Source organism: Hyphomicrobium sp., from assembly GCF_035687085.1.
Classification (GTDB): Bacteria; Pseudomonadota; Alphaproteobacteria; order Rhizobiales; family Hyphomicrobiaceae; genus Hyphomicrobium_B.
Map to the genome: position 1 here is coordinate 1 of NZ_DASRYS010000014.1, position 24,649 is coordinate 24,649.

The 24,649-nt window shown below is 60.4% G+C and carries 28 protein-coding genes; 16 read left to right on the plus strand and 12 right to left on the minus strand.

Features of this window, described 5'->3' with window-relative positions; translation table 11 throughout:
* From VFG26_RS13395 to VFG26_RS13430, 8 genes are all read left to right on the plus strand, one after another.
* On the plus strand, positions 1–625 hold a 625-nt coding region (locus VFG26_RS13395; RefSeq protein WP_325026128.1), incomplete at its 5' end, for a transporter substrate-binding protein.
* Positions 622–1,272: an ANTAR domain-containing response regulator gene (locus tag VFG26_RS13400; protein WP_325026131.1), complete on the plus strand. Its 651-nt coding sequence runs from the start codon at positions 622–624 to the stop codon at positions 1,270–1,272. The genes VFG26_RS13395 and VFG26_RS13400, both read left to right, overlap by 4 nt.
* Positions 1,273–1,395: 123 nt before the next feature.
* Positions 1,396–2,646: a transporter substrate-binding domain-containing protein gene (locus VFG26_RS13405; protein ID WP_325026133.1), complete on the plus strand. Its 1,251-nt coding sequence runs from the start codon at positions 1,396–1,398 to the stop codon at positions 2,644–2,646.
* 65 nt (positions 2,647–2,711) lie between these two features.
* Entirely contained in the window at positions 2,712–3,581 is an 870-nt protein-coding gene (gene urtB / locus VFG26_RS13410) for an urea ABC transporter permease subunit UrtB (protein ID WP_325026135.1), read from the plus strand.
* A gap of 20 nt (positions 3,582–3,601) precedes the next feature.
* The gene (gene urtC, locus VFG26_RS13415) at positions 3,602–4,738 is read left to right on the plus strand and encodes an urea ABC transporter permease subunit UrtC (protein WP_325026137.1); all 1,137 of its coding nucleotides are present in this window, start codon (positions 3,602–3,604) and stop codon (positions 4,736–4,738) included.
* Positions 4,735–5,487: an urea ABC transporter ATP-binding protein UrtD gene (gene urtD / locus VFG26_RS13420; protein ID WP_325026139.1), complete on the plus strand. Its 753-nt coding sequence runs from the start codon at positions 4,735–4,737 to the stop codon at positions 5,485–5,487. Before urtC ends, urtD begins: the two co-directional genes overlap by 4 nt.
* A complete protein-coding gene (gene urtE / locus VFG26_RS13425) occupies positions 5,480–6,175 on the plus strand; it encodes an urea ABC transporter ATP-binding subunit UrtE (protein WP_325026141.1) in 696 nt (231 codons plus the stop codon). Before urtD ends, urtE begins: the two co-directional genes overlap by 8 nt.
* 51 nt (positions 6,176–6,226) lie before the next feature.
* Complete coding sequence (locus tag VFG26_RS13430; protein WP_325026144.1) at positions 6,227–7,264, plus strand: aliphatic amidase; 1,038 nt, start codon at positions 6,227–6,229, stop codon at positions 7,262–7,264.
* A 58-nt stretch (positions 7,265–7,322) separates the two neighbouring features.
* Here VFG26_RS13430 and VFG26_RS13435 read toward each other — a convergent pair whose 3' ends face one another.
* From VFG26_RS13435 to VFG26_RS13450, 4 genes are all read right to left on the minus strand, one after another.
* Positions 7,323–9,692, minus strand: coding sequence for a nitric oxide reductase activation protein NorD (locus VFG26_RS13435; protein WP_325026145.1), 2,370 nt, complete (start codon positions 9,690–9,692; stop codon positions 7,323–7,325).
* The gene (locus tag VFG26_RS13440; protein WP_325026147.1) at positions 9,637–10,437 is read right to left on the minus strand and encodes a CbbQ/NirQ/NorQ/GpvN family protein; all 801 of its coding nucleotides are present in this window, start codon (positions 10,435–10,437) and stop codon (positions 9,637–9,639) included. The genes VFG26_RS13435 and VFG26_RS13440 overlap by 56 nt, the downstream gene beginning before the upstream one ends.
* A 279-nt stretch (positions 10,438–10,716) precedes the next feature.
* Positions 10,717–11,358: an ANTAR domain-containing response regulator gene (locus VFG26_RS13445; RefSeq protein ID WP_325026148.1), complete on the minus strand. Its 642-nt coding sequence runs from the start codon at positions 11,356–11,358 to the stop codon at positions 10,717–10,719.
* A 15-nt stretch (positions 11,359–11,373) separates the two neighbouring features.
* On the minus strand, positions 11,374–12,531 hold the full coding sequence (locus VFG26_RS13450) for a transporter substrate-binding domain-containing protein (protein ID WP_325026150.1): 1,158 nt from the start codon (positions 12,529–12,531) through the stop codon (positions 11,374–11,376).
* Between the two features lie 489 nt (positions 12,532–13,020).
* Here VFG26_RS13450 and VFG26_RS13455 point away from each other — a divergent pair, with 489 nt between their 5' ends.
* Together VFG26_RS13455 and VFG26_RS13460 are read left to right on the plus strand one after the other, a co-directional pair.
* Positions 13,021–13,401, plus strand: a complete 381-nt coding sequence (locus VFG26_RS13455; protein WP_325026152.1) for a hypothetical protein — start codon at positions 13,021–13,023, stop codon at positions 13,399–13,401.
* 16 nt (positions 13,402–13,417) lie between these two features.
* The gene (locus VFG26_RS13460; RefSeq protein ID WP_325026154.1) at positions 13,418–13,855 is read left to right on the plus strand and encodes a hypothetical protein; all 438 of its coding nucleotides are present in this window, start codon (positions 13,418–13,420) and stop codon (positions 13,853–13,855) included.
* 102 nt (positions 13,856–13,957) lie between these two features.
* Here VFG26_RS13460 and VFG26_RS13465 read toward each other — a convergent pair whose 3' ends face one another.
* Positions 13,958–14,458 (minus strand): ferritin-like domain-containing protein, encoded by a 501-nt coding sequence (locus tag VFG26_RS13465; protein ID WP_325026156.1) that lies wholly within the window; start codon positions 14,456–14,458, stop codon positions 13,958–13,960.
* Positions 14,459–14,958: 500 nt separating this feature from the next.
* Between VFG26_RS13465 and VFG26_RS13470 the strand changes: the two genes are divergently transcribed.
* Both VFG26_RS13470 and VFG26_RS13475 read left to right on the plus strand, forming a co-directional pair.
* The gene (locus VFG26_RS13470) at positions 14,959–17,112 is read left to right on the plus strand and encodes a DEAD/DEAH box helicase (protein WP_325026158.1); all 2,154 of its coding nucleotides are present in this window, start codon (positions 14,959–14,961) and stop codon (positions 17,110–17,112) included.
* A gap of 118 nt (positions 17,113–17,230) precedes the next feature.
* Complete coding sequence (locus VFG26_RS13475; protein WP_325026160.1) at positions 17,231–18,088, plus strand: glucose 1-dehydrogenase; 858 nt, start codon at positions 17,231–17,233, stop codon at positions 18,086–18,088.
* Between the two features lie 92 nt (positions 18,089–18,180).
* Here the strand turns inward: VFG26_RS13475 and VFG26_RS13480 are convergent, their stop codons facing one another.
* Positions 18,181–19,050, minus strand: coding sequence for a manganese catalase family protein (locus tag VFG26_RS13480; protein WP_325026162.1), 870 nt, complete (start codon positions 19,048–19,050; stop codon positions 18,181–18,183).
* A gap of 284 nt (positions 19,051–19,334) precedes the next feature.
* Between VFG26_RS13480 and VFG26_RS13485 the strand changes: the two genes are divergently transcribed.
* The gene (locus tag VFG26_RS13485; protein WP_325026164.1) at positions 19,335–19,541 is read left to right on the plus strand and encodes a hypothetical protein; all 207 of its coding nucleotides are present in this window, start codon (positions 19,335–19,337) and stop codon (positions 19,539–19,541) included.
* Positions 19,542–19,649: 108 nt separating this feature from the next.
* On the opposite strand, the gene VFG26_RS13490 is transcribed toward VFG26_RS13485, so the two are convergent.
* From VFG26_RS13490 to VFG26_RS13505, 4 genes are read right to left on the minus strand one after another with little or no spacing between them, the layout of a single operon-like run.
* On the minus strand, positions 19,650–20,285 hold the full coding sequence (locus tag VFG26_RS13490; RefSeq protein ID WP_325026166.1) for an isochorismatase family cysteine hydrolase: 636 nt from the start codon (positions 20,283–20,285) through the stop codon (positions 19,650–19,652).
* Between the two features lie 50 nt (positions 20,286–20,335).
* A complete protein-coding gene (locus tag VFG26_RS13495; RefSeq protein WP_325026168.1) occupies positions 20,336–20,857 on the minus strand; it encodes a DNA-3-methyladenine glycosylase in 522 nt (173 codons plus the stop codon).
* 7 nt (positions 20,858–20,864) lie between these two features.
* Positions 20,865–21,020 carry a hypothetical protein gene (locus VFG26_RS13500; RefSeq protein WP_325026170.1) on the minus strand — a complete coding sequence of 52 codons (156 nt, stop codon included), beginning with the start codon at positions 21,018–21,020 and terminating at the stop codon, positions 20,865–20,867.
* Between the two features lie 4 nt (positions 21,021–21,024).
* Complete coding sequence (locus tag VFG26_RS13505; RefSeq protein WP_325026172.1) at positions 21,025–21,294, minus strand: hypothetical protein; 270 nt, start codon at positions 21,292–21,294, stop codon at positions 21,025–21,027.
* A 158-nt stretch (positions 21,295–21,452) separates the two neighbouring features.
* Here VFG26_RS13505 and VFG26_RS13510 point away from each other — a divergent pair, with 158 nt between their 5' ends.
* Positions 21,453–22,022, plus strand: coding sequence for a ferritin-like domain-containing protein (locus VFG26_RS13510; protein WP_325026174.1), 570 nt, complete (start codon positions 21,453–21,455; stop codon positions 22,020–22,022).
* Between the two features lie 143 nt (positions 22,023–22,165).
* Here the strand turns inward: VFG26_RS13510 and VFG26_RS13515 are convergent, their stop codons facing one another.
* Together VFG26_RS13515 and VFG26_RS13520 are read right to left on the minus strand one after the other, a co-directional pair.
* Positions 22,166–22,993 (minus strand): YihY/virulence factor BrkB family protein, encoded by an 828-nt coding sequence (locus VFG26_RS13515; RefSeq protein ID WP_325026177.1) that lies wholly within the window; start codon positions 22,991–22,993, stop codon positions 22,166–22,168.
* A gap of 4 nt (positions 22,994–22,997) precedes the next feature.
* The gene (locus VFG26_RS13520) at positions 22,998–23,414 is read right to left on the minus strand and encodes a hypothetical protein (protein WP_325026179.1); all 417 of its coding nucleotides are present in this window, start codon (positions 23,412–23,414) and stop codon (positions 22,998–23,000) included.
* 177 nt (positions 23,415–23,591) lie between these two features.
* Here VFG26_RS13520 and VFG26_RS13525 point away from each other — a divergent pair, with 177 nt between their 5' ends.
* Both VFG26_RS13525 and VFG26_RS13530 read left to right on the plus strand, forming a co-directional pair.
* Entirely contained in the window at positions 23,592–24,128 is a 537-nt protein-coding gene (locus VFG26_RS13525) for a DUF1003 domain-containing protein (RefSeq protein WP_325026181.1), read from the plus strand.
* A gap of 125 nt (positions 24,129–24,253) precedes the next feature.
* Entirely contained in the window at positions 24,254–24,586 is a 333-nt protein-coding gene (locus VFG26_RS13530; protein ID WP_325026183.1) for a hypothetical protein, read from the plus strand.
* Positions 24,587–24,649 lie beyond the last annotated feature (63 nt).

The following is a 24,649-nucleotide window of genomic DNA, read 5'->3' on the forward strand; positions in this document are numbered from 1 at the left end:
CGGCGAACGCTACCTCAACATCCGCGCGCGCCGGCAGGATTTTCTGCCGATCGTGAATGAAATTCGGCGTCTGAAGCCCGATGTCATCTTCTCGACCGTGGTGGGGGACGGAACGGTCTTTCTCTATCAGGCCTATACCGACGCCGGGCTCGATCCGCGCACGATGCCGATCGCAAGCCTCACCACCACCGAGGCCGAGATTCGCGCGATGGGCTTCGATGTCGGCGAGGGGCACATCACCGCCGCGCCGTATTTCGAAGGCGTCGCCGGCGACGCCAATGCCGCGTTCGTCGCCAAGTTCAAGAAGCGGTTCGGCGACGATTGCTCGACCAACATGTGCGTCGAGTCGTCCTACTTCCAGCTTCATTTGTTCGCGAAGGCGCTCGAGCACGCCAATACGCTCGATACCGACGTGTTGCGCGCCATGGTGCTGGGTGCGACGTTCAACGCTCCGCAAGGGCAGGTTACCGTCGATCCGATGTCGGGTCACACCGATCTCTGGACCCGGATCGGCCGCGCCAACCGGCGCGGACAATTTGACATTCTCGATCAATCCCCGGCGCCGATTCATCCGGATCCTTTCCTGATCGGATATGGTCGCGCGATGGCCGGAGCGGAGTCATGACGATGATCGATCCAAGCAAGCCGAAGGTGAAGATCGAAAGCGCAGCGGGCGACCACAAATCCATCATTCAGGAATTAAATGGGCTGACGGTGGTCGTCGTCGCTCCGCTCGATGATCAGATCGCGTTTCTGGTCCGCGACCTGCAGCGCTTGCGAACGCGCGCGAGGCAAACCTGGCCGATGCCGGAAACGATTCCCGGCGATGCCGACATCGTCTATTGCGAGTACGCGCCCGATCTGGCGCGGCGGCTGCCGTGGATTCCCGGCGACGCGCGCTCGGCCCTGGTGGTGATTCTTCCGAACGGCGATCCGATCCAGGTGGAAGCTTTGGCGCATGCGACGCCGGATGCCGTTCTATCGCGGCCTTTCAGCAGCAACGCTGTGATCGCCAGTCTCGTGCTCGCGCGAAGTCAATTCCGCTACGAGCAGCGCCTGCGCGCGAAGATCGAGCGGCTCGATGAAAATCTGCGATCGATGCGCACGGTCGAGCGTGCGAAAGTGATTTTGATGACGACGCGCCGCATGGCGGAAACCGAGGCGTATGGATTCATTCGACGGCAGGCGATGGATCGTCGCGTCTCGACGAGCGCGGTCGCTGCCGCGATAGTTGACTCGTTCGAATTGCTTGGTTACGATCAGCAACATTAATCCCCAATGGAGGGGATCGGCGGCGACACTGCCGCCAACTTTAACATCGGCAACAAAGCCCTCCCAATGCTCGCGGATCGCGCGCATCGGGAGGGTTTTTTGTTTTTTGAACAGGGGTAGGAAATGAAACTGACGCGGCGTCAACTTCTCAGGAATAGCGCAGCCTTCGGTGCTTTCGCGAGCGCGGGCTTTCCCCACATTTGGATCAAGAACGCCGATCTCGCATCGGCGGCGGCCGGAGAAATCAAGGTCGGCGTGCTGTTCTCGCTCACCGGCACCACGGCGATCATCGAGGAATCGCTCAACAAGGCCACCCTGCTGGCGATCGAGGAAATCAACGCCGCCGGCGGCATCAAAGGCATGAAGATCGTTCCGGTTGTCGAGGATCCTGCATCGGATCCTGCGACTTTCGCGGACAAGGCGCGCAAGCTGGTGGTCGGTGACAAGTGCGTCAGCGTGTTCGGCTCCTATACGTCGGCGAGCCGCAAGGCGGTGCTGCCGGTGTTCGAGCGTCAGCACAATCTCTACTGGTATCCGACGCTTTACGAGGGCCGCGAGTGCTCGAAGAACGTGATCTACACCGGGGCCGTGCCCAATCAGCAGCAGGACGAGTTCATCCCCTGGCTGATCAATAAGTTCGGCAAGAAGTTCTATCTGATCGGATCGAACTACATCTATCCGAAGGAAGAGAACAACTACTGCAAGAAGCTGCTGCAGAAGCACGGCGGCGAAGTGGTTGCGGAAGAGTACGTTCCGCTCGGACATTCCGAGTTCTCGTCGGTCATCAACAAGTTCAAATCGACCCAGCCCAACGTGATCTTCTCCACGGTCGTCGGAGACTCGGTGGTGGCGCTGCATCGGCAGTATCACGCCGCCGGCCTCGATCCCGAGAAGATGCCGATGGCGAGCCTGACGACATCGGAAAACGAAATCGCCGCAATGGGTGGCGAAGCGGCCGCCGGGCACTTCACCTCCGCGCCGTATTTCATGGTGTTCCAATCGCCGGAGAACGAGAAGTTCGTCGCGGCGTACAAGAAGCGCTGGGGCGCGGACAAGGTGACGCACTTCGTCTCCGAAGCCTGCTACTTCCAGGTCCATCTGTTCCGGCAGGCGGTCGAGAAACTCGCCGTCAGCGATATCACGCCGCCGAACATCCGGGACGCGGTGAAAGGGCAGGAGACGCTGGCGCCCCAGGGCAAGGTCCGCATCGAGCCGGAGAATCTGCACACCTGGCTCTGGCCGAAGATCGCGCAGGCGCAGTCGGATGGCCAGTTCAAGATCTTGGTGCAGGCCAAGGACTGGCTGAAGCCACTGCCTTATGCGGCCTATCCCGGGCAGGTGTGCGGCGAAAAAGGTCTCGTCGTCCAGAACTGATGCGCAGCCGGACGCGCGCGCGAGTGGCGCGTCCGGCATCTCGCGCGAATGCGGAGCATCGACGAATGGATCAGTTCATCCAGCAGTTTCTGACCGGCCTCAGCATCGGATCGATCCTGCTTCTCGTCGCGATCGGCCTATCGATCATCTACGGTGCGATGGGCATCATCAATCTCGCGCATGGCGAGTTCGTGATGCTGGGGGCCTATACCGCCTGGTTCCTTCAGGTTCAGTTCGGCATGGGCCTGCTCATCAGCCTGGTGCCGATCTTCCTCCTGGTCGCGGCCTTCGGATGGCTGATCGAACGTTTCGTTCTGAGCTTTCTCGACAATCGGCCGCTCGACACCATTCTGGCGACTTGGGGCGTCGGCATCATGTTGCAGCAGGCGGTGCGCCTGACCGCCGGCGGCGAGCTGCGTTACGTGAAGATGCCGGAAGTGCTTTCCAACAGCACCGATATTTTCGGCGTGCAGATTTCGCTCTATCGCATCTTTCTCCTGGTGGTGTCGCTGGTTCTTTTCGCTGCGACGTGGCTGCTGATGAACCGCACGACGGTCGGCATGAAACTGCGCGCCGTCATTCAGGATCGCCCGGTTGCGGCGTCGTTCGGCGTCAACGCGCGGCGCATCTACGGCCTCACCTTTGCCTATGGCGCCGGACTTGCCGGTCTGGCCGGCGCGCTGGTGTCACCGCTCAAGAGCGTCTCGCCTGAAATGGGCACCGGCTATGTGATCGATGCTTTCATGGTGGTGGTGCTCGGCGGCGTCCAGAGTCTCGTCGGCACGGTGGCAAGCGCCTTCATCCTCGGCGAACTGTCCGGCGTTATCGCATTTCTGCAGAACGATACCGTCGCCAAGGCGATCGTTCTCCTCGCCATCGTCGTGCTCATCCGGTTCAGGCCTCAGGGCATGTTTGCAACACGCGTCCGCGCCTAGCGGATGATTCAGGGATTATAATGCAGTCGAAGTCCGTCGATCCGTTCTTTCGCCGTCGCCCCAGCGCAGAGCTTGTCGCCATCCTCGTGGTCTGCGCGGTGGTCATCGTTGTGCCGGTGCTGCTCAACAACGATTACCTGCTGAACAAGGTGGCGCGCTATCTCGTGCTCGGCATGCTGGCGATGTCGCTGTCATTGTCCTGGGGCTATGCCGGAATCCTCAACCTCGGTCAGGCCATGAGCTTTGGCCTTGGCTCCTACGCCATGGCCATGACGCTCAAGCTGAAGACGGTGCCGGTCCACACCGGCCCGCAGGGGCTGCCCGATTTCATGGTCTGGAACAACGTGACGCAACTGCCGTGGTTCTGGTGGCCGTTCCAGTCGCAGGCCTTCGCGATCGTCGCCGGCATTGCGATCCCGGCGGCGGTTGCAGCGGCGCTCGGCTGGTTCATGTTTCGCGGCCGCGTCACCGGAGTCTATGTCGCGATCATCACGCTCGCGGCGATGGTGGTGCTGAACCTTCTCATCGTCGACCAGCAGCAATACACCGGCGGCTTCAACGGCATCACCGATCTGGCGCAGCTCGAACTGTTCGGAATCGCATTCGATGCCTATGGCCGCTCGACCTATTATCTTGTCGCCATCTGCATGACCGCGGCACTGCTTGGCGCCTATGCTTTCACACGGACCAAAGCCGGACTGATCATTCAGGCGATCCGCGATCACGAAAGCCGCGTGCGCTACTTCGGCTATGACGTCGGGGCCTATCAGATCGCCGCCTTTGCGTTCTCGGCGGCGATCGCCGGGCTGGCCGGTATGCTCTACACCATCGTGATGGAGTTCGCGTCGCCGACCTTCCTCGGGGTTCAGCTCAGCCTCTCGGTGGTGGTGTGGTGCGCGGTCGGCGGCCGCCAAAGTCTGCTCGGCGCCCTGCTTGGTGCGATCCTGGTCGCCGGGGTGCAGGGTGCGCTGTCGGAATCCGCGGCGTTCCTCGAAACCTGGACCCTCGTCATGGGCGCCTTGTTCGTCCTCATCGTGCTGTTCCTGCCGAAAGGATTGGCCGGGTTGGTGTCGTCGCTGTGGGCGCTGATTCAGCAGCGCTCGTTTCGTCCGCTGCGCGGCGTGCAGGGGATCGGACAGACGGAGAGCGGGGCATGAATCCGTATCTGCAATTGAGCAACGTGACGGTGAGCTTTAACGGCTTCCTCGCTCTCAACGACCTCAGCCTCGAGGTGTGCAAGGGCGAACTGCGCTGCCTGATCGGCCCGAACGGAGCTGGAAAAACCACAGCGCTCGATCTGATCTGCGGCAAGATCAAGCAGACCGCAGGTTCGATCGCCTTCGACGGTGCCGTGCTCGACGGTCTCGAGGAGCATCGCATCGCGCGCGCCGGCATCGGGCGCAAATTCCAGGTGCCGAGTGTCTTTCGCGATCTCACCGTCGGCGACAACCTGCGGGTCGCCTGCGCGCATCATCCCGGCGTCTTCAGTAATCTGCGTCCGGGCCATCGGCAGGCCGATGACGAGGCGGTGGAGCGGCTCGCCGAACTCGTTGGATTGACCGATCAGCTGAAGAAGCCCGCGGCATTCCTGTCGCACGGCCAGACGCAATGGCTCGAAATCGGAATGCTGGTGGCCCAGAACGCCGCGCTGATCCTGATGGACGAGCCGACCGCCGGCATGACCGCACAGGAGACCCGTAAGACCGCCGATCTGTTTCTGCGTCTCAAGGGCCGCCACACGCTGATCGTGGTCGAGCATGACATGGGCTTCGTCAAGGCTATCGGCGACGTGATCTCGGTGATGCATCTGGGGCGGCTTCTGGCGGAGGGCCCGGCGAGCGCGATCGAGGCGAATCCCGCCGTGCGCAAGGCCTATCTCGGTTCGGGAGGCATCACCAATGCTTGAGATGTCTCACGTCGATGCCTTTTACGGCAACAGCCGCGCGCTGCAGGGCGTCAATCTCAATGTCGGCACCGGGGAGTTTCTCGCGGTGCTCGGCCGCAACGGCGTCGGCAAGACCACTTTGATGCGCACGATTCTCGGCCTGATGGACCGCGCCACCGGCGCCATCGTGCTCGACGGCACGGATATCTCGCCTCTTCCGACGCATCGCCGGGCCAAAGCGGGGATCGCTTATGTTCCGCAGGGCCGCGGAATCCTGCCGCGCTTCACGGTCCGGGAAAATCTCACGCTCGGCACTTTCGCAGCGAGCGAGAGTCATGACGATCTGGAGGACTGGGTCGTCGACCTGTTTCCGATGCTGAAGGAATTCATGCGGCGGTACGGTGGCAATCTGTCGGGCGGCCAGCAGCAGCAACTGGCGATTGCCCGGGCCCTGCTGGCGCAGCCCAAGGTCATTCTGCTCGACGAGCCGACCGAGGGCATTCAGCCCAATATCGTCGAGCAAATTGAAGACGTCATCATTCGCCTCAACCGGGAGCGCCGGATCACTGTGATCCTGGTGGAGCAGAACGTCGCCTTCGCGCGGCGCGCCGCGACGCGGTTCGCATTCCTCGAGAAGGGACGCGTGGTGGCAGATGGCATGATCTCCGAACTCTCCGACGATCTCGTCCAGCGGCACATGGCGGTCTGATCGAATGCCGCGCGATCACCTTATCTCCCATCGAACCCAAGGAGCCTGAAGATGTTGCACGGGGATATTTCAAGCAGCAAGGACACCGTTGGTGTCGCCGTCGTCAACTACAAGATGCCGCGCCTGCATACGAAAGCGGAAGTGCTCGCGAATGCAAGGAACATCGCCTCGATGATCGAAGGGATGAAGGTCGGCCTGCCCGGCATGGACCTCGTCATCTTCCCCGAATATTCCACGCACGGCATCATGTACGATTCCAAGGAAATGTACGAAACCGCTTCCAGCGTGCCCGGCGAGGAAACCAAGATTTTCGCTGATGCCTGCCGGAAAGCCAAAACCTGGGGTGTGTTCTCGCTGACCGGCGAGCGCCACGAGGAGCATCCGAACAAGGCGCCGTACAACACCCTCATTCTGATGAATGACAAAGGCGAGATCGTGCAGAAGTATCGCAAGATCATGCCGTGGGTGCCGATCGAGGGGTGGTATCCGGGCAATTGCACGTACGTCTCGGACGGACCCAAGGGGATGAAAGTCAGCCTGATCATTTGCGACGACGGCAACTTCCCCGAGATCTGGCGCGATTGCGCTATGAAAGGTGCCGAGTTGATCGTTCGTTGCCAAGGCTACATGTACCCGGCCAAGGATCAGCAGGTCGTGATGGCGAAGGCGATGGCGTGGGCGAACAACTGCTACGTTGCCGTCGCCAACGCGACCGGCTTCGATGGCGTCTACTCCTACTTCGGCCGTTCCGCCATTGTCGGCTTCGACGGACGCACGCTGGGCGAATGCGGAGAGGAAGAGTACGGCATTCAGTACGCGCAGCTCTCCAAGTCGCTGATCCGCGATGCGCGGCGCAACAACCAGTCTACCAATCATCTCTTCAAACTCGTTCACCGTGGCTACACGGGTGTTCTGAATTCAGGTGACGGCAATCGCGGCGTCGCGGAATGTCCGTACGACTTCTACAAGAACTGGGTCGCAGATCCTGAGGGCACGCGCGAGATGGTTGAATCCTTCACGCGGTCGACGCTCACCACGGAAGAGAGTCCGATGGAAGGTCTGGCCGAGAAAGAACTGGTTCACCGCTAATCGGCCCACGCCAAGTCAGGCGGGACCGGCTCCTATTCGGAGCCGGTCCTGACGTCTTTCAGCGGCGTGACAGTCGAAAGTAGAGTTCGGACAGACGCTGCGGCAGCTCTTCAATACGACGGACCGGCATTGCATTGGCGCGGCCGAAGATTGCCGGAGCGGAGCCTGCCGACGAACCGACGACCACTCCGAAGCTATCTATCCCGCGGCCTCTTAAATTGATCGTGGCGCGGCGCGCGTCCTCCACGAGATCCAGCGGATCGTGCACGTCGATATCGGATGGCTCGCCGTCGGTCAGAGCGATGACCAGTTTGCGATAGCTCGCGACCCCGTCCAAAACCGCTCCGGCGTGGCGGAGCGCTGCGCCAAGCCGCGTCGAAAGCGCGGGCTTCAGGGCTGCGAGGCGCGAAACAGCATCCCGGTCGTAGGCATCCTTGAAGGTTTTGACCTGTGTAAGGCGCACGTCATCATGGCCGTTAGATGCGAACGCCATGAGCGCAAACGGATCGCCCAGCGCCTTCATCGCTTCGGCTAGCGCCGCCACCGCCATGCATTCGGCATCGAGAACGGAATTGCCGTTCTCGGTCACGTCGCGTGTCGATTCCGATACGTCAATCAGGATGGCGACTGCCATGCTGCGGACGCCGGGGCCAGAGCTGCGAAAGATGCGCGGATCCGGTAGATCGCCTGTACGCAACGCAATGCCTGCGTCGAGCACGGCGTCGAAGTCCAGGTCGTGGCCATCGGCCTGGCGCTTCAGGCGTTCAGGGCGGCCGACCCGGGCGCGGCGGACGAGCTGCCCGATGCGCGCACGTAGCGATCCTGTCTCAGCGAGCGCACTTTCTATCCGCCGTGGATCGCCCAGGGAAGGCGCCAACTCGCGGAGGGTCGCCCAATCCTGCCGTTCAAGGCCTGAGGCGCGGTCCCACTCCGGATAGCGCGCAATGACGATGCCGCGCTCGTCATTCGTTACCGGCTTCGCGCGGCCGGACGCGTGGCTTTCGCCCGATGGATCATTTTGACGAGGTGCGTCGCTTTCCTCCCGGCGCTCCATCCGTGCCGCGTCGATTGCGATCTCATGCGTTTCTGACGCGGCGCGGCTATCCTCGGCGAAATCCCACAGCCCCATTCCGTCGTCGCGATAGGCGGGCTCCACCACGTGTGCTTTCGCGTTGAACTGCACACGCGTTTGGCCAAGATCGTTGCCGAGAAGTCCGCCGATCTCCCGGCTGATGTCGGGATCAGCGAGCCTCCCTCGCGCGGCCTCGAACAGGTGACGGCCCTTAGCGACGATGCCGTTGTCGTCTTTGTAGGCGGGATCGAACAGCGCGCGAGCAAGGCGCGCCATGATGGCCTCAGCGGTATTTCCATCACGCGCCTGAGCGACATGATAGGGCGCCCAGAGAGATCGCAAACCCGGCAGGCGCTCCATGGCCAGCGCCTCAATGCGCGCATCCTCGATGATGTTGACGAGAGCGACCTGGATTGGACGTAAAGATCCAACGATGAAGGGTGGTCCGCCGAGAGCGAGATGGGCGCTGGCGTGCGCAGCGCTTGCGCGAAAGAAGTGGCGCGCCGTTTCTCCGCTCACATCCGGCAAATGTTCGGGCAAGCGGATCAATGAGCCTGCAATGTTCGCGCGCCGCGGTCGAGGGCCATTTTCGGAAGAGCCGAGCGCGCGCAGTTTCGGCTCACGGCCCCACAGCGCCGTTAGAAAGAGGTTCAGATCGCGCTCCTCGTCGGCGAACCGCGCTCCGTTCCGGTCGCCTTGGACCAGCTGACGGGCGATCTCATCTTCCAATGCAAAGAAGGCCCGTCGGCCGGCGCGATCTTTGCCGGATTTCTTGAGGCCGACGGAGACGAACTGTTCGAACGTCTCGATGCTGGCGGACGCGAGCGCATCGGACGTTCGCTGCGACAGCGGCTCGACGCAATCCGGCGCCTCGCGTGCGAGCCTCGCCATTGCGCGCCACCATCGGACGAGAGCCTCGCTTTGCACCAAGCGGACGCGTGCGTCGCGTTCGGCTTTCAGAACCGAGGCGGTCGCTCGGGCGCCTGCATGCCGGCAAATATCCGCTGCGATCGCGCCGACCTCGATGACGTAGTCCAATCCTTCTCGCGGATCACACTCGCTGCTCAGGCGCCAGTACGCGCTCAAACACCCGGGACCGGCGTTGACGTCGACAAGTTGGAGAGCCGCCTTTGCCCAAGCTTCGCGCTCGCCCGGCGCCAACCGGAGACCGAGCAAGTCCCAGATCTCATGAAAGGCGCCCACAAGATTGCGCCGGGCCGACATGAGGCCGATCAGCCGCTTGGAAGCATCGGCCACGGGTTGGGTGGCAGCCATGATGTCCATGTTCATCGTTGCCGGTTCACGGCAGGCAAGCGGCAACGGCAGCGCTAAGCGCTGAGCGGACCTCGCGGTCATCCGTAATCGGCAGAACGATGCTGGAATTCACCGCGGCTGCCATCGGCACGCCGGCGCCAACCAGCCGGCCGGCATGGATAAGCATGCGAGTCGACGCGCCCTCCTCGAGACCGTGGCCGCGCAAATTGCGGGAGCGCTCGGCTATCGCCACGAGCCGAGATGCAACGTCCTTTGATGCGCCGGCCTCGCGCATAACGATCTCTGTTTCCACAGCTGGAGCTGGATAGTCGAAATCGATCGCGACGAATCTTTGCTTGGTGGATTCCTTGAGGTCCTTGACCGCATTCTGGTAGCCCGGGTTGTAGGAGACGACCAATTGAAAGTCTTTGTGGGCCGGCACAATCTCATTGCACTTGTCCAGAAACAGCGTCCGCCTTGCATCCGTCAGAGGATGAATGACGACGGTCGTGTCCTGCCTCGCCTCTACGATCTCATCGAGATAGCAGATGGCACCGTGGCGGACGGCAAGCGTCAGCGGACCGTCTTGCCATACCGTGCCATCGGGCGTGAGTAGGTAGCGGCCGGCGAGGTCGGATGCTGTCATATCCTCGTGGGCGGCAACAGTGATCAGGGGGCGTCCGAGCCGCCAAGCCATGTGCTCGACGAAGCGCGTTTTTCCGCAGCCCGTGGGTCCCTTGAGCATGACCGGCAAGCGGCTCGCGTAGGCGGCTTCAAAAATTGCGATCTCGTCGGCCGTGCTGTGATAATGCGGCACGTCATGGATGCGATAGGCCTCAAGGTTCATCTGACAGCTCCAATGGATTAGCGCAAATAGCCGGTCGCGCATGGCGAAGCGCCTACGAATTGGCTTGCGAATTCATTTAACGGAAGCCGACGATGCTGTCGGATGAGGGCCTGAGGGAGCCGACTGTGCTGTCGGTCAACATCCTGTCAGGAGACGTGGATTAAAGCACAGCTTCGGATTGCCAAACAAGCCAGAATTCCGGGCCGTGCGACGTCCATCCAAGAAGTGGCGTTCCTCTGAAAGCTGATGACATCTTCTCGACGCGCCGATGCGTGTCTCTCAAGTCCGCGGCAACCCACCTAGTAGGTCGTATGAGGAGATGATTGCCTCGGCGATGGCACTGACCGAGAGGCGGCGGGTCATGGCTTGCGAACGAATGTATTGATACGCCTCTTCGCCGCTGATGGAACGCGTGTTCATGACGATCGCTTTGGCGCGTTCGATCGCCCGCATGGCCCGCAGATTTTCTTCGAGCTTTGCTGCCTTGCCCCGCAAGCGGCGTTCGTAGCGAAACTGACTCAATCCCATTATCAGACTTGCCTTGATGGCATTGGCGGTGAACGGCCGGGCTAAAATGGCGTCTGGCGTCGCGGCTTCGAGCAGTGCCGGCGAAAACGGCTCATTCTGAGGAAGCATGATCACGAGAGCGGCCGTAGCCTCACCAATCGCCCAAGGGAGGCGCTGCTCCAAATCAGGAGAATAATCACAGAACACGACATCAGCATCCGCGGGGATTCTGCTCGCTCGCGTGCTGACAAGGCGCGCCTTTGTCTTGAGCTTCTTCAGCTCTTGCATCAACAGCTCTAGTTGATCTTCGACGGCCGTTTCAACAATAACGCTGAGCTCGTTGAGCTTGCGCGATGTGCCGAAGCTCTCGCCGTTTCCTTCATTCTGATTAGTGCACGTTACGGTATCGCTCATATTCCAGTTCCGAAACTATCGACCGGCTCTTGGGGGTTCGGTGAAGGGGCCATGCAGGAAGAATGGATCGGCCATGACTAACCCCGGGGATTCGTCCAAAACATCGAAGCCGCCGCTGCGGTTCGCGCGCCCGATACGAGAGGGCAAGTCAGCGTGCCCCGACTCGCTTATACCCACCCGGCCCTGCGGCGTGTCGAAAGAGGAACTCACCACGTGTGGACGCAGGATATCGGTATCGAGCGTATCTGCTTTCGCCAAAGCCTGAGCGAAAAGGTGGATCTGAAAATACGCGGTTTCCGCGCACACGTTCGGCGTCATATGTTCGCCGAAGCGTCTTTTGAATTTCGACACGAACGCATTGTTGATGTCGCTGTTGATGCTCTCGAAATAACAAGCGGCCGTAATGTGTGCTTCGCCGACATCGCAGCCCATTGCATGAAGCTCCGCCTCGGTGGTCGTGAGGCTCGCAATTGGCGTGCGCTTGGGATCTAGGCCCGCATCCGCGTAGGACTGATAGAGATAACTCGTGCCCTGCCCCACAACGGTCGAAAAGACGACGTCGGCGCCCGAGTCCTTTATCGCTTTGGCGATGGGCGTGAACGCGGCGCGCGGCGAATGGATCTCAACGTATTGCTCCGCCGCGACGATGCCACCCTGCGAGAGCAAATACTCTCTCATAAATCGGTTGGTCTGCCTCGGATAGACGTAGTCCGAACCGATGAGATAGAAGCGTGGCCCAAACGTTCGCAGCATATATGAGCAGAGCTTGACGATCGTCTGGTTCGGGGCGGCCCCCGTGTAGATCATGTTGGGAGAGGCTTCGAAACCTTCGTAAGGCGCTGAATACCAAAGGAGGCCGTTGAAGCGCTCGACGACCGGCATAATCGCTTTACGGCTTGCCGATGTATAGCAGCCGAAAATGGACGTCACGCCGTCCTCGATCATCAATTTCCTGGCGAGTTGGCCGTATGAATCCGTCGACGAGGAAGGCTCATATATAACCGGCACGATCTCTCGGCCGTTCACACCGCCAACAGTGTTGATCTCGTCGATGGCGAGCAAGGTTCCGCATAGCTGCGTTCGTTCCACATCGGACGTCCAGCCGGTCTGCGAGAACAGAACGCCGATGTGCCAGGGCTCATATCTGGATTTGGAGCATTGCTTACGTGGCAACGTTGAGGCCTCCGTTGGCGACGCTTTTCATGGGAGCATCGGCTGGATTGCATATTTCGCGCCAAATTGAACTCAGCGTATTCCCGCATTTCGTGTGAGTCCGAATTGGAAGTCGTGCCCGGCCGTGCATCAACCTGCCCGGCATGCGTGCATCTTCGTTTCGAGAAATGCGCTGGATGACCAAATCCGCTTTCCACGAAGGAGGCTCGCGGCACAGCCCGCTCGTGGCAAAAAATTTTCAGGCACCCTCTTGAACAGTGCAGACGGTGCGCTAGATCGCCGGTCGGACGGGCCTCATTAAGGGCGTCCGCAGCTTTGGTTGTCGCTTCGCAAAGGAGGATAGCTATGGCGACATTCGATTTTGCGCCGATGTTTCGTTCCCCAATCGGGTTCGACGATTTGCCCGGTTTGCTGCCGATTCATTCAATGAACGACCGCAAGCGAAGCTCCTCGCCTTGAGCAGGCCGCATGGGAGCAACGGAGGCGAGAATGACAGCGATTTCTTTTCTCGGCCGCGCCCACGCAACCGAGACCGCCGTGCTGCCGGCGGCGGACGGATATGGCTCGGCTGTCACGGCACGTCAGGGGCGGCTCTCTGGCCGTCCCTCCTGCCGCATTTTCCCTGTCGGCAAAGGCTGGGGACTGGAACTTGAGCGCATGAGCGCTTGGCTGGTGGGGCTGCCTCTTCCCGGCGGGTTCCGGTTCTTCAAGTCGCTGGCTGCGGCCGTGGGTTTCGCGGAAGAGCACGGCCTCGATTACCGGATCATCCGGCCGTCTGCGCTTTCCAAGATAGGCCGGCGGCGCCGCCCGATCTTCGACGGAAGCCGTGCCAGCGGCCGAACAAACTTCATGAGGTCTTCATCGTCCTAATCGAACGAGAGGAACCATGCACTACAATCTGAATCTCACTCTGTCGGGCAAAAAAATTCTGATCGTGAAGGGCTCGCTATTGGAAACAGGTGCGATTGCCACCGCGCTGGCAGAAAGGGGCGCGAAGGTCGTCACCGCGACGAACCTGATTTCAGCATTCTCCCTCATCGAACGGGAAGCTTTCGATGGCGCCGTGATCGACCAGGGCTTGCACAATGAAGCTTTCGATTTATGCGCCGAGCTGAAATCGCTCAACGTTCCTTACGTACTGGCGCAAGCACCGCATGAGTTGCAGAAGCCGGCATCGCAGAGGAGCGCCGCCTCGGACATCGCCGAATTGCTGGCTGAGCGATTGTCCGTGCGTCGGGCGTCTGCCCGTAGCGGTCTCGCTGTCCGGTACCCGGCGGCGAAGGGCATGGCATCCATGGCGGTCATGGACCCGGCGCGGTTCTAGGGCTCCCGACAGCGTGCCCGCGCTGACTCGCCGTATGCAAAAGGGACAGCAGCCCGCACGGGCGCTGTCCCTTTGGTTTTGTAGAACTGTGCCGGTCCCTAACTAAGCGGCCGCGCGCTGTTCCTTGCCCAGGTAATCCAAGGTTACTTTGCCAACGTTGTGGTCAACCCAGTCGGCCATTTTCTGCTCTTCATTGAGGGATGCCTCAAGCAGGGGCCTTGCACCCTCCTGGCCCGCAGGGCCGCAAAGCGCGAGCAAGGACTTATAAGCTGCGATTTCAAAATTTTCGAAGGCGTTGTTGGCGAACGTATTCTTCAGGATCTCATCGCCCGCCAGTGTGTGGGACATAGCCATCAGGTTACCCATCATCGACTGGGCCGTATCCTTAAGAGTAGACGTGGTTTCTCCGCACGCTTCGAGACACTGCTCGAGACGCAGCAGCTGTCCTTTCGTCTCCTCCAAGTGATTGCGCAGTCGAGCCTGTACGTCAGGATAGTCTCCCGTCCGCTCGATCTGCCGCTCCATCAGTTCCCGGGCTTGGGTCTCCATGGCGTGCGCATTGCGCAACCCCACGACGAATATTTCCTGTGCGCTCTGGGCCATAGGGGCTCCTCAAATCTTTCGGTTGCCCGTTGCAAACGAATAAAGACGCCTCCTGTTCCGGGCCCGCCAACCTGCTCGGGAACTTCCTGAATGGCGCCGTTGAGGATCGGCTGAACCTGAACGGCGTCCCTTCAACACGGCCCCGCAGTTAGGCGGAACGAGAACGATCACATCGCCGTTAGGTGGTGGACGTGCCCGTCACCCCCGAGGGACAGATGCCAACGCCTGATCCATTGGACCCGGGCCATATACCCGGTCAGAACCCGAACACACCGGAGCGGTTGCCCGGCCATACACGGTACGCGGGCGAGCATGGTTCCCGACGCGTGCTCGTCGCAGCTGTCGTGATCGCAGCGATTGTGGCAGCGGTGGTCGTGGGGATTGGGATCGCCACTTGGAACTCCAGCGACTCCGCTCAGCCAAGCTCTACAGCCTCGGTGAGATGACACCGGGGCGAGGCTGCCGGGCGAATGAAGGCATATCAACACAAGGCCAGATCCATGTCTTTCAACGGCTCTCAGGACAGAGGGAATGAGCGGGCGCGCTCGAATGCCAGCAAAGCAGACTCGCCGGTCCCGTCCGATCAAACGATCAGCGCACTTACCTCACAGCTATCTCCAGGCGATCTCGTCATCCACTCGGCTCACGGTCTCGGCCGCTTTGCCGGATTGAAGTCGCTCGATACGGCAGGCGGGCCCGACGTCTTCGAAATCGAGTACCAGGACGGCCGGTTGCTCGTGCCAATTTCCGAGCTCAGCCTTCTCTTTCGCTTCGGGGCATCCGAGGGCATGCAGCTCGACCGGCTTAAATCGAAAAATTGGAATGTGAAGCGGCGCGCGGCTCTGAGGAAGATCGATGCCACGGCTCGTCAGCTGATCGGTCTTGAAGCCAATCGATCACAGATCACGTCGCCCACCTTGAAGGCGCGCGCGTCCCACTATCGAAGGTTCTGCGCCGGCTTTGAGTTCGATCCCACCGCCGACCAGAGTTCGGCTTTCGAGGATGTCGAGAGGGATCTCGCAAACACCACGCCAATGGATCGCCTCGTCTGCGGTGATGTCGGCTGCGGCAAGACGGAAGTGGCGATGCGGGCAGCATTCATTGCTGCTGACGCAGGATTTCAAGTGGCGGTCGTGGTTCCTAGCACTCTGCTCGCCCGCCAGCATGCGGAGCGCTTTCGAGAGAGATTCAAAGCGTTCAAGGTCGAGGTTTCGGAGGCTTCACGCCTGATGAGCCGGACGGATCTAGCCCGGCTAAAGTCGGATCTTGCCAAAGACACGCCCAGGATCGTCATCGGCACTCATACGCTGGTCGACGAAAACATCAGCTGGGGCAAGCTCGGGCTGGTGATTGTCGATGAGGAACATCGCTTCGGCGTCGAACACAAGGAGAAGCTGAAGCGGCTCACCAAGAACGTGCATGTCCTGACGCTCAGCGCGACGCCGATACCGCGCACGCTACAAATGGCGCTCTCGTCCATCCGCGACCTGTCGCTGATCAATACCCTCCCCCTCCGCCGCCGGCCCGTCGAAACGAAAGTCATCGAAGGATCCGGCAAGGCCATTGGGGACGCCTTGCGCGCCGAACGCCGGCGCGGGGGCGTGAGCTTCTTCGTTTGCCCGAAGATCTCTGATCTCGAGAAGGCCCGATCGCTGCTCGCTGCCGAAGCGCCGGAACTCCGCATCATCACAGCGCATGGGGACATGCCCACGGCCGAACTGAAGAGGGCGGTCGAGACATTCTCATCACGCCAGTTCGACGTTCTCCTTTGCACGACGATCATCGAGGCGGGTCTCGATGTCGCTTCGGCGAACACGCTTATCGTTTACGATGCGCACCGGCTGGGCTTGGCCCAGCTCTATCAGCTCCGCGGGCGCGTTGGGCGCTCACAGAAGCAAGCCCGTGCCTACTTCATTGTTCCTGAAGACGCGGAACTCTCCGCTACGGCCAAGCGCCGGATGGAAGCCGTAAGTTCGCTCAATGCGGCGGGAGCAGGCTTTGCCGTCGCTTGTCAGGATCTGGAGATCCGAGGCGCCGGAACGGTGGCTGGCGATACGCAGTCGGGTCACATCAAAGAACTCGGCATCGAACTCTTCCGCACGATGCTCAAACGCGCCGTCGAAGCCGTCCGCAGCGGCAACGGAGCCGACTGGGCTGATATTTGGGCGCCTCGGCTCGCGCTCGATGTCGAGGCCGCCATTCCGGCTGCCTACATTTCCGATGAAGCGGGCCGTATCGAACTCTACTGGCAGCTCGCGCGTGCGGACGATGAAGATGCGATCGCGCGATTGCGCCATGACGCCGAAGAGCGCTTTGGCGCGCTTCCGGGTATTGTGGAGAATGTGTTCCAGCTAGCGAAGCTGCGCTGTAGCTGCCTCGCTCGCGGTATCGAAGAAATCACGGTGGGACCTCGCGGCGGGCTATTGAAGTTCCGGAATGCTATCGTGCTGCGCGAGATGCAAAATCGCCTTCCCGGCGCGCGCGTGAAGCAGGGCGCGCTGGTATTGAAGACGCCGCTGCGGAGCCCACAGAACCGGCTTTCGTGGGCGTTGGACACGGTCGCGGCGCTAAGCTCAGGGCCGAAAGCGAAACCTGCCATAGGCCTTCCCCGCATGGAATTGTCCGTGAGCTCTTCAATGCAGCCGGTGGCCTGACGGCGCTAGTGGCGGGCCGTCAGCCTTAGAAAGGCAGCGCGGATCGGAACTCCCGGCGCTGCGGATTATTGAGCCAACTCCACCCCAGCATATTTTTGCAAAGCGGAGACGGCTCTCAATGTCATCCTATCCCGAACCCCCATTCTCCACGCCGGCTCAAGATCCGCCGGGTCTTACCGAAAAAATGTCTCCAGTGCCGGACCACGGGGAGAAGAGCTACAGGGGTTCTGGGCGGCTCGCCGGCAAACGCGCGATCATTACCGGAGGCGATAGCGGCATCGGCCGCGCCGTCGCCATCGCCTATGCGCGCGAAGGAGCAGACGTTCTCATCTCCTATCTCTCCGAGGACGGCGACGCTCAGTCGACGGCCGCGCTCGTCAAGGATGCCGGCCGCAAGGCCGTGCTCGTGCCTGGTGATGTCAAAGATCCAGAGCACTGCCGCCGCATTGTCGAACGGGCCGTTTCAGAGCTTGGCGGCGTCGACATTCTTGTCAACAACGCCGCGCATCAGGCGACCTTCAAGGAGCTCGAAGACATTCCGGATGAGGAATGGGAAATGACCTTCAAAACGAACATCCACTCGATGTTCTACCTGACGAAGGCGGCGGTGCCGCACATGAAGGAAGGCGGCGCGGTGATCAACACGGCTTCGATCAACGCCGACACGCCCAATCCGACCCTTCTGGCTTATGCCACGACGAAGGGCGCGATCCAAAACTTCACGGCCGGGCTTGCGCAGATGCTCAGCAAGAAGGGCATCCGTGCGAATGCCGTGGCGCCGGGTCCGATATGGACTCCGCTCATTCCCTCGACGATGCCGCAGGAGACGGTAGAGAAGTTCGGCGGGAATACTCCGATGGGGCGGCCTGGTCAGCCAGCAGAACTCGCGACCGCCTACGTTATGCTTGCTGATCCACTGTCTAGCTATGTGTCGGGCGCGACGATCGCGGTGACTGGCGGCAAGCCCTTTATATGATCGGAATGCAGCGATCCAATCGCGAAACGAATTTGGCTATCTGAGGGGCAGTCTCAGATAGCCAAACTTTATATGCTGTCCAGAACGAGTGATTACTCCGCAGCCATCCGCGTCATCTGTTCGGTTTGAGCAGCCGAGTCGGATCGCGCCGGCCCGAGAACAGGTTCCTGTCCCAGCGGCTCGAAGTGGCCGGCATGGAATTCGCCGCGGCCGTCGATCGAGACACCGCTTGAGAAGCGACCCGCAGGCGGCGCCTCGCCATCGCGGTTCGTACCCATGAGGAAGTAGCTGAATTTCTGATCTTCCTGGCGCTGGTCAAAGCTGTTCGGTATCGGCAGCGACTGCGTGCCGCCCAACTCCTCGATCACGGCCAGCCACTGCTGCTGATGCATGGTATCGCGCGCGATCATGAAGTGGAGCATATCGCGCATGCCCGGATCGGACGTCGAGTTGAAGAGGCGAACGGCGAGCGTGCGTCCTGTAGCCTCGGCTGCGACGTTGCAATACATGTCGGCGACGACGTTGCCGCTGGCGTAGATGTGCGAGCAATCGAACGGCACACCGTCGGCGTTGGCCGGGAATGCAGCAAGGCCGGTTGACAGGATATGGCGCTGGATCATGCCCTCCATCACCTGGCGGGCGTTCTGGCCGCCCATCACCGCGCCCACGACGGAATCGACCGCGCTCTCCTCTTGGAGGCTGACCGGTGCCGTCTCGAGGTTCAATGCAACAGCGGTCGCCAGCATCTCGATGTGGCCCATCTCTTCCGTTGCTGTGTTGAGCAGCAAATCGCGGACTTTGTTGTTCGGAGCACGCGCACCCCAGGCCTGGAAAAAGTATTGAAGACAGACCCTGATCTCACCCTCGACGCCGCCAATGGCCTGTTGCAATTGGCGGGCAAACAGCGGGTCCGGCGTCTCGACGCGAACAGGGTATTGCAGACGCTTATCGTGATAGAGCATCGGTGATGCACTCCTCCTTGGAGATTGTTCGTTAGCGGGGCCCCGCCGTAGGGCCGCTCGCGAGGAACGGAACGGTCAACGATAAGTTCAGAGCAAACTTGGTACGGTTCCGGACGGAGCTGTGCGTTTCTTGCTCCCACCAATGACGCTGGCAGTGCCGCGGCTCACCCGTTGCAACGCAGATGGTCCGACACCCGATTAGTTGGAGCCTGGGCTCGAGCTAACTGAATGGAACATTTTCAACCCGATTCAATTTTTCGAATTCATCTGGTTGAGGAGTTCCCATGGTTGGACAAGTGCCGTCATCATTCGATCTGATCTATGCAGCTGGAAAGCGTCGCGGAAGCGAGGATCGAACAGATCTTAGCGCAGACGATTTTGAGTATCACGTGTACACCTACAAGACATTCTTGTGGTGGACTGTTCTCTTCGTCGCTCACGTCTTCGTCATTCTCGCTTTCATGGCGTACTTCCTCGTTCCGAGGTCTTAATGATGCTCGCGGGATAATTTCCCAACTGCGCCGGCATGGTCCGGCCGAGCCGGCAGACGGGTTGGTCCTGCCGGCTTTTTTACATCGGAAATGCGCTGGTAATGGCGGTTATTGCACCGCTTTGAAGCCAGCGGGATGCCAGCTATCGAGCAGGAGCTCTGTCGAAACCGTTTCGACCTGCGCGCCGAACCGATTCATGTAGATATTCATCATCGAGTCGTGTGTTTCATCGGTCGAACTACAAAGCGCATCTCTGACGAGAATGACGCGGAAGCCCCAGTCCATTGCACCGAGCACAGTGCTGAGAACGCAAACGTCCGTCTCGCCGCCCGTGACGATGACGGTATCAATTCCCGCGTCACGCAGTTCAAGGTGGAGATTGGATCCCGTCCAAGGCGAGTAGACATACTTGTCGTGCGTTCGCGCGGGAGGCACAAGGCGCGAGAGTTCCGGCACCAAATCGATCATTTCTGGCCCAAGCTCTTCCATCGTCATCGAGGCCCAGCGCTCATAGTAGCGGCGCCACATGCCCACGCCATGACCCGGCGCCGGCGCCGGAAGAAAGCGCGTAAAAATGGTGCGCTCCGGGTGCGCCTCTGCGATCGCCACGATTTTTGGAAGCACCCGCGCGAGCCAGGGCATGTGCCAATCCGTTTGCTCCGCGAACATGCGCTGCATGTCCACGCACAGATGGACGGCCGTGTCCCCCGGTGCACCGAATTTGAGGTCGTCCTGCTTACTCATGGAGCGCCAACGCTGGATATCTGAATGCGTTCCTGCTTGTCGGACGCCGCTTAGATCCTTACGAATCGCAGCTTCTTATTGGCCCAAATGGGTCCGGCATAATCCACGCCAATCCGCGGGGTGCGTTTGATCTTCGGTTTGTCATTCTGTTCCGGATAACCGAACCAGAGGCCTGAGGCTGGGGAAGCTGGCATTCCGCGCAATGACGCTTCGATCCCGAGTGCGAGAGCGACGCGACCGGGGCCGCTGATGCCTTCTACGCCGCGAATGAGGACTGCGGCTGCTTCGCCTAACTTGCCCGTCACAACGTTAAGCATCCAATGCAGCCCGTAGATCCGGTAGATATAGAAATGCCCCGCGGGACCAAACATGACTTCATTTCGAGCGGTCCGGCCTCGCGACGAATGCGACGCGAGATCATGAACACCCTCATAGGCCTCGGTCTCGGTAATCCGGAATGAAAGAATCCGCTGATCGAGCCGGCGCACCAATTGCGCTCCGATCAAATCTCGTGCAACGCGTGCGGCAGGCCTTTCGAAGAACTCAGCGCCGATTGCCTGCGGCTGTTTCAAGCTCTCCTCAGGATCCCTTGCCGCGCCGCTCAACCAGCCGCGACTTCATTTCAATGGCGATGAGTTCTTCGAGTGCCCGCCGCGCATGGGCGAGGTGCACGGCGTTCGAGGTCTTCTCGAACTGCCGGAGTTCAGCCTTCACGATCCATAGCGACGATGACATCGGGTTAGAGCCTCCAAATTGCGCCGAGTGCAAAACCTATAACGGCCGCCAGACCGAGCGTGGCCTTCGGATCCTCGCGGAGAGATTTCGCGAGCGCTTCCGAGATGTTTTCTGCGACGCGATAGAAGCCGCCCGCTCCAGGATCGCCGCTGTCGCCTCCCTGCGCATATCGCGGAACCACATCGTAGGGCTCACCGCCCTCCAAATGTTTTTGGACAGCGGCCAAGCGCGCTTTCGTTTCTTCAAGCTGTTCTTCTGGAGGCCTGTAAACCATTCGGACGTTCCTTCGAGACCAGTAACGCAGTCCGGAAAGGAAGTTTCCCGCTTAGGCGATTATTCCTGCAGGCGATTATGCTGCCAATATGCGCACTATACGGAACAAAGCAAAGCTTCGCTGCGTTCGTCAGGCACGCAACGCAAGGAACAAAAACAATGGGCCTCTTTACACGAGATCTGAAATCACTTGAGGACCTGTTCAAACACGGCCTTCAGGACATCTATTACGCAGAGCAGCAAATCGTGAAGACGCTGCCCCAGCTCATCGAGCAGACGACCAGCAGCGAACTCAAGCAGGGTCTGAAAGAGCACCTCGAACAAACTCAGAACCAGATCTGGCGCTTGGAGACGGTGTTCGCGGCACTTGGCGAAGAGCCGAAGGGCGTGCGCTGCAAGGGCATCGACGGCATTCTGTCGGAAGGCAACGAGCTTATCGGAAATTCAGACGGGCGCAGCGTGATCGAGGCTGCCGTGATCGCGTCTGCCCAGGCCGTCGAGCACTACGAAATCACGCGCTATGGCGACCTGATCGCCTGGGCTCGTGAGATGGGCCGGAACGATCTTCTAAAGCCTCTGCGCGCCAACCTGCGCGAGGAGAAGGCCACCGATCGGAAGCTCACCCAAATTGCCGAGGGTAAGATCAACAAAAGAGCCGACAAGACGCCGAAGCGTGGCGCCCGCCGCTCGCGCGGTAAGTCTCGGGCATCCGTCTCGGCTGCGGCTTAATCTGGCGCCGGGATCAGCTTCGGACGGTGCGAGCGATCGCAGCCGTCTGCAGCACCCCGATTGCAACTGGGCTGGCAATCACCTGGGATTGCCAGCCTATTTTTTTGGCCTTTTCCGCATCTTTGGTGGCTCGCGATGGGACTTCACGTCTTCTGCGGTTCCTTTCTTCGAGTGAGCGCGTAAGCGCGCGTCAGCTCCGCGCCAAAGAGGACGATCTGAGAGGCGTAGTAGACCCAGATCAGAAGCACGACCAACGACGCCGCTGCTCCATAGGTGGACTCGAAGCTTTGCGTTCCGATGTACCAGGCAATGGCGACTTTCCCGAGTTGGAAGAGAGCGGCTGTCGCCGCGCCGCCGATCCACACGTCGGACCAATTGACGGTGGTGTCGGGGAAGTACTTGAACAGGGCGGCGAACAGGACCGTAAGGACAATGAAAGAGACGACCACTTCGGCGAGTTGGCCTAGCGCGCTGCCGCCTGGAAAGAATTGCGACACGGAAGCGAGCACCGTGCTCAACACCAGCGATGTCGCCAGTAGAAAGCCGAGCGCCATGATCCCCGCCATGGAAACGACATAGGTGCGAATGAAGGGCCAAACGCCGCTTTCCCTTGTCTCGTCGACTTCCCAGATCGTGTTCAATGCGTCCTTCAGCTGAGCGACGACGCCAACCGCAGCAATAATCAGAAGAATGATTCCGACGATGGATGCTGCCTTTCCCGAGGACTGGGAGGAGGCTCCCTGCCTCATGGCCTCCAGAGCGCGAGCGCCGTTCTCGCCAATCAGACCCGAGAGCTGGGTGTTGATAGCGGTTGTCACGGTCTCACGGTCGAAAAGGAAAGCCGCGATGGCAATGACAATCAAGAGCAGCGGTCCTAACGAGAAGACGGCGTAATAGGCGAGCGCCGCGCCTAGCCTCGGGCTGTGGTGCTTCATCCACCCCTGGAATGCCGTAACGAGAAGATTCCACATAGGTTCAGGCTTCGGAGTGCGCGGAAGTTTTGCTCGTGCCGAGGTAGAGCGCAGTCGCCAACAATACAAAGACCAGCGCAGAAGACAGGACCGCGCCGCTGCCGGCTTGCGCCGAGGGGCTAAAGGCGCTTGAGACGGCCCGCGCGGCATTCACGGGCCCCTGGGTCGCCGATTTCAGCCGCGTTTCGGCTTCCTTTTCCTTGCTGCCGGAAATCAGCATCATGATCAGCCCGGCGATGCAGAAGATCGCCGCAAAGATGAGGCTGGCAATGATCGCGCCGAAGATTTGGGCGACCCAGATGACCGCTGCGGCGAGTGCGAATGCGATGCCTATTCCGAAGAATAGGCCCATCAGGCCCGCAGCCTCGTAGGACTGCACAAATGCACCGGCGGCTGATTTCAGGTTTGCAATGATGCGCACGTTCCTGGTCCTCGCGTGTAAGATGGCAGGTGCTCAACCCCTTGTTTGTTCAACTGTTCCCCCCTCTCTGCCGCGGCGGGCGCTAGTTAAGTTTAATCGGCCTGTCCAATCCTTGTGCGGACCGCCGGGGGGCGGCTGATCGCGGAACGGCGTGTGCGGGGCGAGGGTTGTCGAAGCATGACGACTTCACCTAATCCAACGTATCCGCCGCCCCCAATGGATGGCCTGGCACCGACGTTGGACCGCAACATCGCGAGCTTGCGGCAGCGCCGGCAACGCGAACAGCAGCGGGCGACCTGGCAGGAACGGCTGGCCGACGCGATCACGCTGTTTACGGGCAGCATGACGTTCGTCTTCATTCACCTGATCGTGTTCGGCTTCTGGATTATCGCCAATGCTGGGTTTGTGCCGGGTGTGCGCCCATGGGATCCCGATTTCGTCATGCTCGCTATGGTCGCCTCCGTCGAAGCGATCTTTCTTTCCACCTTCGTTCTCATCTCGCAAAACCGCATGGCCGCCGTGGCGGACAAGCGCGCGGATCTCGATCTGCAAATCAGCCTGCTGGCAGAGCACGAATTGACGAAGGTCGCGACATTGCTTGCCGAGATTGCCAAGCATGAGGGCATAGGAGCCGCCGCGGACAAGGAACTCGAGGAAGTGCAGCGCGAAATATCTCCAAACGCCGTCCTCGACCGATTGGAGAAGGAGGAGTAGCGGCTGGGCTTCTGCTTAGCACCGCTTCTCGTTGTTCAAATCTCCAACACTGATCAACCATCAGCACCGGAACTTACTGCAATCCAATCCGTTGAAAGCATGCAATACGAGAGGAGAAAAAACAAATGAAGCTCAAGTATGCAGCCGCAGTGACAGGACTCATGGTTTTCGCTGGCTCGCCTGTGTTGGCCGCTGAAAACAATGCAGCCGGCACGCAAAATACGTCCCCTAGCGCGCAGGGCGCCCCAACTTCGGGTCCCGGCATTGCTGGGGCGCCGGGCAACAAGAACGGCCCTGCAGCAAAGGAACCTTCTAATAACTCCGGAAGCAGCACTGGCACTGCCGGCAGCACGTCCGACAAGCTGAAGATGAACGACACGCAGCCGACACAGGACTCGCAAGGCGTTTCGGGCGAACAGGGAAATAAGAACGGTCCCGCCGCTCAGCCGAACCAGTAAGCCCACGTTCACGTGAAAGCCTAAAATTGGGGGCCCACATTATGTGGGCTCCCCATTTTCGTT

Bases quoted from the DNA above. Each gene is read 5' to 3' on its own strand.
- VFG26_RS13485 (WP_325026164.1), top strand. From the start codon at position 19,335: ATGGTTGGACAAGTGCCGTCATCATTCGATCTGATCTATGCAGCTGGA.
- VFG26_RS13500 (WP_325026170.1), bottom strand. From the start codon at position 21,020: ATGTCATCGTCGCTATGGATCGTGAAGGCTGAACTCCGGCAGTTCGAG.
- VFG26_RS13515 (WP_325026177.1), bottom strand. From the start codon at position 22,993: ATGTGGAATCTTCTCGTTACGGCATTCCAGGGGTGGATGAAGCACCAC.
- VFG26_RS13465 (WP_325026156.1), bottom strand. From the start codon at position 14,458: ATGGCCCAGAGCGCACAGGAAATATTCGTCGTGGGGTTGCGCAATGCG.
- VFG26_RS13525 (WP_325026181.1), top strand. From the start codon at position 23,592: ATGACGACTTCACCTAATCCAACGTATCCGCCGCCCCCAATGGATGGC.
- VFG26_RS13435 (WP_325026145.1), bottom strand. From the start codon at position 9,692: ATGACCGCGAGGTCCGCTCAGCGCTTAGCGCTGCCGTTGCCGCTTGCC.
- VFG26_RS13505 (WP_325026172.1), bottom strand. From the start codon at position 21,294: ATGGTTTACAGGCCTCCAGAAGAACAGCTTGAAGAAACGAAAGCGCGC.
- VFG26_RS13460 (WP_325026154.1), top strand. From the start codon at position 13,418: ATGCACTACAATCTGAATCTCACTCTGTCGGGCAAAAAAATTCTGATC.
- VFG26_RS13455 (WP_325026152.1), top strand. From the start codon at position 13,021: ATGACAGCGATTTCTTTTCTCGGCCGCGCCCACGCAACCGAGACCGCC.
- VFG26_RS13530 (WP_325026183.1), top strand. From the start codon at position 24,254: ATGAAGCTCAAGTATGCAGCCGCAGTGACAGGACTCATGGTTTTCGCT.
- VFG26_RS13480 (WP_325026162.1), bottom strand. From the start codon at position 19,050: ATGCTCTATCACGATAAGCGTCTGCAATACCCTGTTCGCGTCGAGACG.
- VFG26_RS13475 (WP_325026160.1), top strand. From the start codon at position 17,231: ATGTCATCCTATCCCGAACCCCCATTCTCCACGCCGGCTCAAGATCCG.
- VFG26_RS13445 (WP_325026148.1), bottom strand. From the start codon at position 11,358: ATGAGCGATACCGTAACGTGCACTAATCAGAATGAAGGAAACGGCGAG.
- VFG26_RS13470 (WP_325026158.1), top strand. From the start codon at position 14,959: ATGTCTTTCAACGGCTCTCAGGACAGAGGGAATGAGCGGGCGCGCTCG.
- VFG26_RS13400 (WP_325026131.1), top strand. From the start codon at position 622: ATGACGATGATCGATCCAAGCAAGCCGAAGGTGAAGATCGAAAGCGCA.
- urtB (WP_325026135.1), top strand. From the start codon at position 2,712: ATGGATCAGTTCATCCAGCAGTTTCTGACCGGCCTCAGCATCGGATCG.
- VFG26_RS13405 (WP_325026133.1), top strand. From the start codon at position 1,396: ATGAAACTGACGCGGCGTCAACTTCTCAGGAATAGCGCAGCCTTCGGT.
- VFG26_RS13440 (WP_325026147.1), bottom strand. From the start codon at position 10,437: ATGAACCTTGAGGCCTATCGCATCCATGACGTGCCGCATTATCACAGC.
- urtC (WP_325026137.1), top strand. From the start codon at position 3,602: ATGCAGTCGAAGTCCGTCGATCCGTTCTTTCGCCGTCGCCCCAGCGCA.
- urtD (WP_325026139.1), top strand. From the start codon at position 4,735: ATGAATCCGTATCTGCAATTGAGCAACGTGACGGTGAGCTTTAACGGC.
- VFG26_RS13490 (WP_325026166.1), bottom strand. From the start codon at position 20,285: ATGAGTAAGCAGGACGACCTCAAATTCGGTGCACCGGGGGACACGGCC.
- urtE (WP_325026141.1), top strand. From the start codon at position 5,480: ATGCTTGAGATGTCTCACGTCGATGCCTTTTACGGCAACAGCCGCGCG.
- VFG26_RS13510 (WP_325026174.1), top strand. From the start codon at position 21,453: ATGGGCCTCTTTACACGAGATCTGAAATCACTTGAGGACCTGTTCAAA.
- VFG26_RS13430 (WP_325026144.1), top strand. From the start codon at position 6,227: ATGTTGCACGGGGATATTTCAAGCAGCAAGGACACCGTTGGTGTCGCC.